General features: G+C 71.6%; 3 protein-coding genes. All 3 read left to right on the plus strand.

From position 1 onward, the window contains the following. On the plus strand, positions 1-11,106 hold an 11,106-nt coding region (locus ACWCRJ_RS41455), incomplete at its 5' end, for an amino acid adenylation domain-containing protein (protein WP_450944153.1). Positions 11,107-11,203: 97 nt separating this feature from the next. Continuing rightward, the gene (locus ACWCRJ_RS41460) at positions 11,204-12,175 is read left to right on the plus strand and encodes an ornithine carbamoyltransferase (protein ID WP_450944154.1); all 972 of its coding nucleotides are present in this window, start codon (positions 11,204-11,206) and stop codon (positions 12,173-12,175) included. After that, positions 12,172-13,482: an MFS transporter gene (locus ACWCRJ_RS41465; protein ID WP_450944155.1), complete on the plus strand. Its 1,311-nt coding sequence runs from the start codon at positions 12,172-12,174 to the stop codon at positions 13,480-13,482. The genes ACWCRJ_RS41460 and ACWCRJ_RS41465 overlap by 4 nt, the downstream gene beginning before the upstream one ends. The last annotated feature ends 12 nt before the right edge of the window (positions 13,483-13,494 follow it).

Here is a 13,494-nt window from a genome sequence, read left to right on the forward strand (position 1 = left end):
GCCTTCGTCGAACTCGACACCTGGCCCCTCAACACCGCAGGCAAACTCGACCGCAAAGCCCTCCCCGCACCCGACAGAAGCGATGAGAGGCCATACATAGCCCCACGCACCGAAGCCGAGACACGGATCGCCCAAGCCTGGGCAACAGCACTCGGCCTCGAGAAAGTCAGCGTCGAAGACAGCTTCTTCGACCTCGGCGGCGACTCCATCCGCGCCATCGTCCTCGTCGGCGCCATCCGCTCAGCAGGCTTCCAGGTCACCGTCCAGGACGTCTTCGAGCACCGCACCATTGCCGAACTCGCCCACCACCTCGACGGACGAAACGACCCCGTCGAAACAGACCACTTCGTCCAGCCCTTCGACCTGATCAACGACACCGACCGCCACCAACTGCCCACCGGCATCGTGGACGCCTACCCCATCTCCCAGGTCCAGCTCGGCATGCTCGTCGAAATGTCACTCGGCGAAGAACGAGCCGCCTACCACAACGTCGACGCCTTCCGCATCCGCGACAACCGCCCCTTCGACGCCACCGCACTCCAGCAAGCCACCGACGAACTCCTCACCCGACACGAAGTCCTACGCACCGGCTTCGACCTCACCACCTACTCCCAACCCCTCCAACTCATCCACGCCGACATCACGCACTCCGTCCCGGTCACCGACCTGACAGGCCTCTCCGGGGACGCGTTCACGGCAGCGTTGCGCACGGTGAACGAGGAGGAGAGCGCCACTGGTTTCGACCTCGGCCGGCCGCCGCTGTTGCGGGCCCGCGCCGTCCTTGAGGACGACGAGTCCTGGTGGCTGGTGCTCACCCACGCCCACCCGATCCTGGAGGGCTGGAGCTACCACTCGGTCATGACCGAGCTCGTCTCCCTGTACGGGCAGCTGGTGGATCACGGCGAGTTCGAGTCGGCCCGCCCCACGCCGAGCCGGTACGCGGACTTCATCGCCGGCGAGCTCGCCTCCCTGGACGACGAGGGCGACCAGAGCTACTGGCGTGCTGTCGTCACCGACCATGCCGGATTCGAACTGCCGGCCGCCTGGGGCGACCCGCGTGGCGCGGACGCCGAAACGTACGAGAGGCACCAGGCGCACGTGCCGGTGCACGATCTGGAGCCGAGGCTGCGGGAGCTGGCCACGGCCGCGGGGGCGTCACTCAAGAGCGTCATCCTCGCCGCGCACCTCAAGGTCGCCGCCCAGCTCACGGAGGAGGAGTCCTTCTTCACCGGGCTGGCCTTCGACGCACGCCCGGAACTCCCGGGTGCCGACCGGGTCGTGGGCATGCACCTGAACACCGTGCCGTTCCCGTACGACCGCACGGCGGTCACCTGGCGCGAGCTGGTGGCCCAGGTATTCCGCCAGGAGAGCGAGCTGTGGGCGCACCGGCGCCACCCGCTGCCCGCGATCCAGCGCGCGGTGGGCGGTAACCGGCTGTTGTCCACGGTCTTCAACTATCTCGACTTCCACCAGGTGGACACCGCGGTGGTCGACGAGGACGCCAGCGTCGGCATCGGCTCGACCGAGTTCCCGCTGGCCGTGGTCGCTCGCGGCGGCTACGTCGGACTGCGCACGGACACCCGCCATCTCGGCCGGGCGGAGGTTGCCCGGCTCGCCGAGATGTACCGCCTGGTGCTGGAGGCCATGGCGGCCGATCCCGAGGGCGACGCCCGGGGCACGTTCCTCTCACGGGCCGACCGGCAGCTCGTCCTCCCCGCGGCCACCGCCGTGGAGCAGGCCGACGAGGACCTGCTGGAGTCGGCCGGCCTCGTGGCACCGGCCCGTCCTGTGGGGCAGGCCGCCGACACCCTGCACGGCCTCTTCGCGGCGCAGGCCGCGCTCTGCCCCGACGCCGGGGCGGTGACCGCCGACGGCACGACCCTCAGCTACGCACAGCTCGACGCCCGCGCCAACCGCATCGCGCACCGGCTGCGTGAACTCGGTGTCGGAGCCGAGTCCGTGGTCGGCCTGTGCCTGGGACGCGGCGCCGGGCTCGTGCCGTCGCTGCTGGGTGTGCTGAAGGCGGGCGCCGCCTATCTGCCGCTGGACCCGACGCAGCCCGCCGCCCGCCTCGCCGCGATGGTCGAGGACCTCGGGCCCAAGGTGGTCGTCACCGAGACCGCGTACGCCTCTGTCGCCGAGGCCGCCCACCCGGGCGCGCTGATAGTCGTCGACGGCACGGACGCGAAGCTGCTCGACGAGCTCCCGGACACGGAGCCGGACCAGGTCACCGACCCGGTGCAGCTGGCGTATGTGATCTACACGTCGGGTTCCACCGGTACGCCGAAGGGCATCGGTGTCACCCACGCCAACGCAGTGCAGCTGATGCGCGCCACCGCCGAGCGGTTCCCCCTCGACGAGCGGCACGTGTGGCCGCTCGTGCACAGCTTCGCCTTCGACGTCTCGGTCTTCGAACTGTGGGCGGCGCTGCTGCACGGCAGCCGGATCGTCGTGGTCGACGCCGATACCGCACGTGACCCGGACGCCCTGCTCGACCTGGCGGTGAAGGAGCGGTTCACCGTACTGCTGAACAGCCCCTCAGCCTTCCGCGGCCTCGCGTCCGCCGCCGAACGGGGCGACGAGCGGCTCACGCGGCTCCCGCTGAGGGCCATGTTCTTCGGCGGTGAGAAGCACACCGGTGCGGCGCTCGCCCCCTGGACGCGGCGTTTCGGGCTGGACGAGCCGCAACTCGTGGAGCTGTACGGCCCGACCGAGACGACGGTGCAGGTCACCCACCACCGGATCACCGGGGCCGACCTGGACGCCGCCGCCATCCCGCTCGGGCGCCCGCTGCGGGGCTCCCATGTGTACGTGCTCGACCGGGAGGGCCACCTCGTGCCCGCCGGCGTGCCCGGCGAGTTGTACATCGGCGGTCCGCAGGTCAGCCGTGGCTACGTCAACCGCCCCGCACTGACCGCCGAGCGCTTTGTGCCGGATCCGTTCGGCGAGCCCGGGGGCCGCCTCTACCGCACCGGCGACATGGCCAGGCTGCTGGCCGACGGCGGCATCGAGTTCCTCGGACGGGTCGACGACCAGGTCAAGATCCGGGGCCACCGGGTCGAACTGGGCGAGATCCAGGCCGTGCTGACCGCGCATCCGGCGATCCGTCAGGCCGTGGTGGTCACCGACTCCACCGCCCCCGGCGACCCGAGGATCGCCGCGTACGCGGTGGCCGCCGACGGCCCCCTTCCCTCGCCCGCCGAACTCGCCGAGTACTGCAGGACCCGGCTGCCGGAGTACATGGTCCCGGCCGCCTTCACGGCGCTCGAGCAGATACCGCTGATCTCGAACACCAAGGTCGACCGCAAGGCGCTGCCCGCCCCCGACTGGGCGTCGGTCACGAACCAGGCGTACCTCGCGCCCCGCACCGAGGCCGAGCACCGTATCGCCGCGGTGTGGTCCGAGGTGCTGGGCCTGGAACTGGCCGGTGTCGAGGACAACTTCTTCGAGGTGGGGGGTGACTCGATCCGCGCCGTCACCCTGGTGGGCGCGCTGCGTGCGGCCGGCTTCCCCCTGACCGTGCGCGATGTCTTCGACGCCCGTACGATCGCCGGGCTGGCGGCCCTGGACCCGGCAGGTCGCGACAGCGTGCCCTTCGAGGCGGTGCGGCCGTTCGCGCTGGTTCCCGAGGCCGACCGGGACTCCCTGCCCGCCGGACTGGCGGACGCGTACCCCGTCTCCCAGGGCCAGCTGGGCATCCTGGTGGAACAGCTCGCCGACGCCGAGGCGCTGAAGTACGTCAACGTCAGCGCGTTCCGGATACTCGACGAGCATCCGCTCGACCTCGCCGCGCTGCGCGCCGCCGTGGTCGAACTGGCCTCCCGGCACGAGGTGTTGCGCACCTCGTTCGCGCTGACGGGCCACTCGGTGCCGCTGCAGTTCGTCCACCGCGACGCCGACCTGCCGGTCGCGGAGGGTGATCTGCGCGGGCTCGACGGGACGGCGCGCGCCGCGGCCGTCCGGGACTTCGTCGCCGGGGAGCGGAACAAGCCCTTCCCGGCGGACGCCCGTTCGCTGCTGCGCGTGACCGCACTGCTGGAGGAGGACGGCGCCTGGTGGCTGGGGCTCACCCAGAGCCACGCCATCACCGAGGGCTGGAGTCACCACTCGATGGTGGCGGAGCTGCTCGAGTTGTACCGGTCCTTCCGTGAGGCGGGCGGACCGGGACCGTGGACCCCGCCCGGCGTGCGCTACGCCGACTTCGTGGCCGGTGAGCTGGAGGCACTGGCGAGTGACGAGGACCGTGCGCACTGGCTGGCGGTGACCGCCGACCACGAGCCGTTCGAACTGCCCGCCGGACTGGGTGACGCCGCGGCCGAGCCGGAGTCGTTCACGGTGCGGGTGCCGTTCGCCGACGTCGAGCCCGGCCTGCGTGAGCTGGCCGGGAGGGCGCGGGCGTCCATGAAGGCGGTCCTGCACGCCGCGCACCTGTCCGTGCTCGCCCGGCTCACCGGGCAGGAGCGGTTCAGCGCCGGCCTCGCCACCGACGCCCGGCCCGAGGCCGCGGGCGCCGAGCGTGTGCTCGGCATGCACCTCAACACGGTGCCGTTCGCCTTCGACCGGGGCGCCCGCACCTGGCGGGAGCTGGTCGAGCAGGTGTACCGGCGCGAGGCGGCCGACTGGGCGCACCGCCGCTATCCGCTGCCCGCCATGCAGCGGGACGTGGGCGGCGGCCGTCTGGTGGACGTCACCTTCAACTACCAGGACTACCAGCGGATCGACAGCGGCGAGATCGACACCGGCGCCAGTGACGGCGCCGCCGCCACCGAGTTCGCGCTGATCGTCACCACCACCGGTGGCCGGCTGAGCCTGACCACGCACACGGGAGTACTCAGCCGGGCCGAGGCCGAGCGGATCGCGGCGATGTACCGCGCGGTGGTCGTGTCGATGGCCGCCGACGCGGAGGGCGGAGCCCTGGCCCCGCTGTCCCCGGGTGAGGAGGACCTGCTGCTCCGCTGGGGCACCGGTGCCGCCGGCCGTGACACCGGGACCGTCGTCGACCTGTTCGCCGGGCAGGCCGGGCGCCGTCCCGACAGCACCGCCGTCTCGTACGGCGACACCGAGGTCAGCTATGCCGGTCTGGACGCCTGCACCGACGGCCTCGCCGCGCGGCTGCGGGAGGCGGGCGCGGGCCCCGAGACCGTCGTCGCGGTCAGCATGGAGCGCTCCGCGCTGCTGCCGGTGGCGCTGCTCGGGGTCCTCAAGACGGGCGCCGCCTACCTGCCGGTGGACCCCGCCTACCCGGCCGAGCGCAAGGAGTTCATGTTGCGTGACTCCGGCGCGGTGGTCCTGGTCACCGACGGCCGCCCGGACGTCGCACCCGACAGCTGGACCGGTCCCGTCGTACCGGCGCGGCTCGACGACCGGCCCGGAGCGGAGCCGCACCGGTTCCCGCCGGTCCACCCGGACCAGCTGGCCTACGTGATGTACACCTCCGGTTCCACCGGCATCCCCAAGGGCACGATGGTCACGCACCGGGGTGTCGTCCGTACCGTCACCGAGGACGCCAACCTCGAAGTGGGCCCGGACGACGTGGTGGCACACGCCTCCAGTGTGTCGTTCGACGCGGCCACCGCCGAGATCTGGAGCGCCCTGCTCAACGGTGCCCGACTGGAGATCCTGGACCGGGACACCGTCCTGGAGACCGAGGCCCTCGCGGCCGCCCTGCGGCAACGCGGCATCACGACCCTGTTCCTGACGACATCGCTGTTCAACCATGTGGCGCGGGCGATGCCCGAAACGCTCGGCACGCTGCGCACGGTCGGCTTCGGTGGCGAGGCGGGTGACGCCGCCACCGTACGAGAACTGCTGCGCACCGGCGCTCCCGCGCGGCTTGTCAACATGTACGGCCCCACGGAGAACACCACGTTCTCGGCGGTCGCGGTGGTGGGCGCGATGGACGACCGGGCGACCTCGGTGCCGATCGGCCGCCCCGTCCACGGCTCCACCGTGTACGTCGTCGACAGCCAGTTGCGCCTCGTGCCGCGAGGCGTGCCCGGCGAACTGTGCGTCGGCGGTGCCGGAATGGCCCGCGGCTACCACGGCCGTGGCGGGCTCACCGCCGACAGGTTCGTGCCCAATCCCTTCGGCGCCCCCGGTGAGCGGATGTACCGTACGGGCGACCTGGTGCGCTGGCTGCCGGACGGCACGCTCGACTTCCTCGGCCGCGCCGACCACCAGGTGAAGCTGCGCGGGCATCGCATCGAGCTCGGCGAGATCGAGACGGCGCTCCGCGGCCACTGCGCGGTCACCGCCGTGGCCGTGGTCCTCCGTGAGGACACGCCCGGCGACAAGCGGCTGGTCGCCTACACGACCGCCGCGCCGGACGCGGCACCCTCGCCGGTCGAACTGCGGGAGCACCTGCTGACCCGGCTGCCGGACTACATGATCCCGGCCGCCTTCGTGACCCTCGAACGGCTGCCGCTCACCGCCCACGGGAAGCTCGACGTCCGTGCGCTGCCCGCGCCGGACGGCGCCGCGCTGGCGGCGGCCGAGGAGATCACGGCGCCTCGCGACGACGCCGAGCGGCGCATGGCGGAGGTATGGCAGGAGGTGCTCGGCCTGGCCCGGGTCGGTGTCGAGGAGAGCTTCTTCAACCTCGGCGGCGACTCGATCCGCGCTGTCACCCTGGTCGGCGCGCTCAGGACCGCCGGCTTCCGGCTGACGGTCGGCGACGTCTTCGAGCACCGTACGATCGCGCGACTGGCCACGGCCGGTGACGGGCGTACGGCGGACGAACTGCGGTACGTCGAGCCGTTCGCACTGATCTCCGCCGAGGACCGGGCGCTGCTCCCGGACACGGTCACCGACGCCTACCCGCTCTCGCAGCTCCAGACCGGCATGCTGGTCGAGCAGCTGAGCGCCACGGGCACCGGCACGTACCACCACACCACGTCGTTCGACATCAAGGACGGACGCGCGTTCGACCGCGACGCCCTCCACGAGGCAGCGCAGATCGTCACCGCCCGGCACGAGGCACTGCGCACCGGGCTCGACCTCGACACGTACTCCGTGCCGATGCAGCTGGTGTACGCGCACGCCGAGATGCCGGTGGCCATCCACGACCTGACCGGGCTCGACGAGGACCAGGTGGCCGCCCGAGTGGCGGAGATCAGCACGGCCGAGCAGGAGAACGCCTTCGACGTGACCCGGCCGACGCTGCTGCGGCTCGCCGCGGCGGCCGGCGACCACGGCTGGCGTCTGTTCATCAGCCTCAACCACACCATCATCGAGGGCTGGAGCCACTACAACATCTGGATGGAGGTGCTCACCGTCTACGGTGAGCTCCGCGAGGGCGGCCGGCCCGTGGATCCCGAGCGGCCCCAGGTCCGCTTCGCCGACTTCATCGCCGGCGAGCAGGAGTCGCTGGCCTCGGCCGACGAGCGTGCCTACTGGAAGGGCGTGGTCGACGACCACGCCAGGTTCACCCTGCCCACGGCCTGGGGCGAGGAGCCGGAAGACGGCACCGGACCCCGGACCTTCTCGGTGGAGGTGTCCCTGCACGACATCCAGGACCGGATCCGCGCGGCGGCCAGGGCGGCCGACGTCCCCCTCAAGAGCGTGTTGCTCGCCGCCCATCTGAAGGTGATGAGCCAGCTCACCGAGGAGGACGCCTTCCACAGCGGCCTGGTGTGCGACGCCCGTCCCGAGGCGCCGGGCGCGGAGCAGGTCATCGGCATGTACCTCACCACGCTGCCGATCCCCTTCCGGCGCGGCGCCCGCACCTGGCGGGAGCTGGTCCAGCAGGTGTTCGCCACCGAGACGGAGCTGTGGCCGAACCGCCGCTTCCCGCTTCCCGAGGTGCAGCGCGAGGCCGGCAGCCGGCGCATCATCGACGTGTTCTTCAACTACCTGGACTTCCGGCAGGTCGACACCGACCTCATGGACATGAGCAGCAGCGTCCGTGAAGGAGGTACCGAGTTCGACCTCGCCGTCACCACGCTGGCCGGCGAACTCGGGCTGCTGACCAACACCCTGGTCATGACCCGTGCCGAGGCCGAACGTCTCGGCGCCATGTACCGGGCGGTCCTGGACGCGATCGTCGACGACCTCGACGGTGACGCACGGGCCGTGTACCTGCCGGAGGGTGAGCGGGAACGGCTGCTCGAAGAGTGGGCCGGCACAGCGGACACCGGCTTCGACAGCCGTCCCGTTCACCATCGCTTCGCCGAGCGTGCCGCGGCCGCTCCCGACATGGTCGCCGTGGTCGTCGGCGAGGACCGTACGACGTACGGCGAACTCGACGCGGCCGTCAACCGGATGGCCCGTCACCTGCTCGAACTGGGCGTGCGCCGGGGCGACTTCGTCGGTGTCCTCACCGAGCGGGGCATCGACCAACTGGTCGCGGTGCTCGGTGTGCTCAAGGCCGGAGCGGCCTATCTGCCGCTCGATCCGGAGTCTCCGCGCGAGCGCCTCGCCCACCAGCTCGGCGACAGCGGCGCCCCCGTCCTGATCACCCGGGAACGGTGGCTGGCCGGGATGCCCGACACCGATGCCCGGGTGGTGTGCACGGACCGGGACGCGGCGGTGATCGCGTCCCGCCCCGCCGGCGACCCGCGGGTGGAGGTCGACGGCGACGACCTGGCGTACACCATCTACACCTCGGGCTCGACGGGCCTGCCCAAGGGTGTCCTGGTCACCCACCACGGCCTGGCCAACTACCTCGACTGGGCGCTCGGGTACTACGGCATGGACGGTGAGCACGGGGCCCCGATGTTCGGGTCGATCGCGTTCGACCTGGCAGTGCCCAGCTTCCTGCTGCCCTTGATCTCGGGCCGCGACGTGATGGTCGTTCCCGGTGACCGGGGACAGGAGGCACTTCCCGAACTGCTCCGTGGCGAGGGGGACTTCAGTATCGTGAAGATCACCCCGGCCCACCTCGACCTGGTCACCACCGAGATCGGCGAGCCGGGCGGCATCGACTCCGTGCGCACCTATGTGGTGGGCGGTGAGGAGATGAAGGCGGAGTCCGTCGCCGCCTGGCGGCGGGTGGCGCCGAACGCCCGGATCGTCAACGAGTACGGCCCCACGGAGACCGTTGTCGGCTGTGTCGTCCACGACGCGACCGAGACCGTGGATCTCACCCAGCCGGTGCCGATCGGCCGGCCCATCACCAACACCCAGGTGTTCGTGCTGGACACCGACCTCCAGGCGGTACCCGTCGGCACGGTCGGTGAGCTCTACCTCGGTGGTGCCGGAGTCGCCCGCGGCTATCACGGGCGTCCCGCCCTGACAGCGGAGAAGTTCGTGCCGCACCCGTTCACCGACGCTCCGGGCAGCCGCCTGTACCGGACGGGCGACCTGGCCAGGTTCCGTGCGGACGGCACCCTGGACTTCCTGGGCCGCCGCGACGACCAGGTCAAGATCCGCGGCTACCGGGTCGAACTCGGCGAGATCGAGTCGGTGCTGCTGCTCGCGCCCGGTGTCAAGGAGGCCGTGGTGCTCGCCCGTCAGGACACGGACGGCGACCGGCGGCTGGTCGGCTATGTGGTGCCCGAACAGGGGCACGCGCCGACCCGGGCCGAACTCGTCGAGCACCTGCGCACCAGGCTGCCCGCCTACATGGTCCCGCAGGTGTTCGTCCCCCTGGACGCACTGCCCCTCGCGGTCTCCGGAAAGGTCGACCGCCGGGCGCTGCCCGCGCCGGACCGGTCCGAACCGGGCTCCGGTGTTCCCTACCGGGCGCCGCGCACCGGGACCGAGTGCCTGCTCGCCGATGTCTGGTCGACGGTGCTCGGCGTCGAGCGGATCGGCCTGGACGACAGCTTCTTCGGACTCGGCGGCGATTCCATCCGGGTGCTTCCGGTGATCTCCGCGGCGCGCAGGGCGGGCCTCGTCCTGTCTCTGAGCACGCTCTACGAGAACGAGACCCTGGCCGAACTCGCGGCGGCGGTCGACCCGCCGGCCGCCGCACCCGGCCCGGAGGCCGACGCGGACGCGCTCGCCGAGGCGCTGCGCCTCGTGCAGGCCCACCAGGACGCGCTCGGAGTGCGGGTGGTCGCCGAGCGGCCGGCCGAACTGCCGTCGCCGGAAGCGGCGATGGCCCAGTATCAGGTGCCCGGTGTCAGCATCGCCGTGATCCGCGGAGGCGAGATCGCCCAGACAGGGGCCTATGGCGTCACCCGCGAAGGCGGGGCGGAACGGGTCACCCCGGACACGCTCTTCCCGGCCGGGTCGATCAGCAAGCACGTCACCGCACTCGGCGTGCTGCGGCTGGCCAAGGACGGGGTGATCGACCTCGACGAGGACGTCAACCGGTATCTGACCTCCTGGCGGATCCCGGACACCGATCCGGCCGACCCGGTCACCGCCGAGCGACTGCTGCGCTTCACCAGCGCGGTCAACAACCTCGCGGACAACCCGGACGACCACTACTACGCGCCCGACGAGCCGCTGCCGACCGCCCTGGACGTGCTGCTCGGCCGTGCCCCCGCCAAGACCCCGGCCGGCCAGCTGGACGGCGTCCCCGGCAGGGTGTTCCTGAAGAACAACATCAGCTACACCGTCCTCCAGCAGCTCATGGAGGACGTCACCGGCACCCCGTTCGCGGATCTCATGCGGGAACTGGTGCTGGAGCCGCTCGGTATGACGGACAGCCACTACGTCACCGCGGATCCGCGCGGCCTCGGCCACCCCGTGGCGTACGGGCACGACGCTCCCGGCGTCCCGCACCCGGGCGGCTGGCAGGCCCACCCCGAGTCGGCCGCGGCCGGGCTGTGGACCACCGCGGCCGACCTGGCCAAGGTCACCGTGGAGATCGGGCGGGCCTACCGCGGACTGCCCTCGCCGGTGCTCACCCGCGAGCTGACCGAGCGGATGCTCACCATCGTCGAGCCCTGCCACTTCTACGGGATGGGCGTGTTCGTCGACGGTTCCGGCGGCGGACTCGACTACGGCCACACCGGCCAGACCGCGGGCTACCGGGCCATGGCGCTGAACCAGATGGAGTCCGGCACCGGACTGGTGATGCTGGCCAACGCCGAGCACGCGAGACCCGTCCTGAAGTGGCTGATGACGGCCGTGCGCGAGCAGGACCGCTGGGCCGCGCAGGGCGAGCTGGCCCGGCTGTGGGAGGTGGGGCGGGTCAACCCCGACGCCCAGGACTGACCGTGCGGGGTGGGCCGCCGCCCCCGGGCCGGCCCCGCACCCCCGCGCCATTCCCACCCTCCCCACCCTCCCCACCATCCGCGAAGGACGGGACCACATGACCACCTCCCTATCCGCCCGCCGGCTGCTGTCCATAGACGACCTCACCGACGAGGACCTGCGCTCCATCGTCACCCGCGGCGCCCATTTCGCCTCCGGCGCCGGGGCGGACGAGCGTCCGCTCACGGGCTGGGTCGCCGGCATCTACTTCAAGAAGACGTCCACCCGCACCCGTACCGCCTTCTCGGCCGGGGCGCTGCGCCTCGGCGCGCAGATCGTCACGTACGGGCCCGACGACCTCCAGGTCAACACCGGTGAGACCGTCGAGGACACCGGACGGGTCATGTCCCGGATGCTCGACGTGCTCGTCGCCCGCACCGCCGGGTCCGACGAGGAGCTCGCCGGTCTGTCCGGCGGCGGACGCCTGCCGGTGGTCAACGCCATGAGCGCCGCCGAGCACCCCACCCAGGGACTCACCGACCTGACCACGCTCCAACTGGCCTTCGGCCGGATCGAGGGGCTGAACCTGCTGTACGTCGGTGAGGGCAACAACTCGGCGGCGGCCCTCGCCCTCGCCCTCACCCGCTTCCCGGGCACCAGCCTCGAACTGCGTACCCCGGCCGGCTACGGCGTGCACCGGACGATCCTTGACCGCGCCCGGGAACAGGCCGAGCGGTACGGGTCCCGGATCTCCGAGGCCCATGACATGGACGGCCTGCCTGATGACCTCGACGCCGTCTACACCACCCGCTGGCAGACGACCGGCACCAGCAAGCCCGACCCGAACTGGCGTGAACTCTTCGCGCCGTTCCAGGTCACGCAGGCGCTGTGGGACCACGCGCCGAAGGCTCTGTTCCTGCACGACCTGCCCGCCCATCGGGGCGAGGAGGTGACCGCCGAGGTACTCGACGGGCCCGCGAGCATCGCCTTCGACCAGGCGGAGAACAAGATGCACAGCGCCATGGCGGTCCTGGAGTGGATCCGGCACGGAGCCGTCGCCGACGCGACCGGTGGAGAGGCGAGGCCGTGACGACCGTACCGTCCACCGCGAGAGCCGCCGAGCCGGAGCCGGACTCGTCGCACGGGTCACCGCTGCGCGGCAACCGTGACTTCGTCCTGCTCTGGATCGGCGCGGCAGCCACCGCCCTGGGTGCCAGGGTCAGCGGCATCGCGTATCCGCTGCTGGTCATCTGGACCACCGGGTCGGCGAGTTCGGCGGGTCTGGTGGGCTTCGCCGCCCTGCTTCCGAACCTCCTGGTGCAGATGCACGCCGGTGCGCTGGTCGACCGGTTCGACCGTCGCCGACTGATGATCTTCTGCGACCTGGGTGCGCTGCTCGCCACCGGCGCGGTCGCCGCGGCCGTGCTCGCCGGGCATGTGTGGATCTGGCTGCTGATGGCCGCCACTTTCGTGCAGGGAAGTCTGGCCATCTTCTACCGGCTGGCCGAGCGGGCCGGGGTACGTCACCTCGTCCCGTCCGGACAACTGGCCAAGGCCCTGTCCGCCAACGAGGCGCGCACCCAGGCGGCGGGGCTCCTCGGCCAGCCGGGCGGCAGCGTCCTGTACGCGCTGAGCCGCTCGGCTCCGTTCCTCCTCGCGACGGTCGCGCACGCCGTCTCGCTGGTCTCCCTGCTGTTGATCCGCAAGAAGTTCCAGGAGGAGCGCACCCAGCAGCCCGGCAACATCACCGCGGAGCTGCGCGAGGGTCTGGGCTGGACCTGGCGGCAACGTTTCCTCCGCAGCGGCATGCTGTTGATCAGCGGCTCCAACCTGCTCTTCCAGGTCCTCTCGCTGGCCTTGATCGTCATCATCAAGGAGGACGGCGGTTCGGCGGGCGTCGTCGGCGTCATCACCGCGGTCAGCGGACTGGGGGGCTTGTTCGGCGCGCTGACGGGTTCCTGGTGGATGCGCCGGATCAGCCTGCGCGGGCTGCTGATCGGCGGAGCCGTCGGCTGGGCACTGCTCATGCCGCTGGTCGGTCTGACCGCCGATCCGATCCTGCTCGGCCTGATCTTCCTGGGGGCCGCCATGATCGGCAGCGTCACCAACGTCGCCGGCGGCATCTACCAGGTGATGGTCACCCCCGACCGGCTGCAGGGCAGGGTCGGAGCCGCCATGGGCCTGATCGCCACGGGCGCCTCGTCACTCGGCACCGTCGCGGGCGGGTTCGCCCTGGAGAGTTTCGGCAGCGGTACGACGGTGTTCGCCGCGGCCGCCGCCATGGGGCTGATCGCCCTGTTGTCCTTCCTCCTGCCGGCCGCTCCCCTGCCGGAACAGGCGGACCGCGAGGCCCCCGCCGACGACACGACCCCCCACCCCGTACCCGACGAGAAGTGAGAGAAGTGAACG

It is taken from the genome of Streptomyces sp. NPDC002324 (assembly GCF_053593335.1).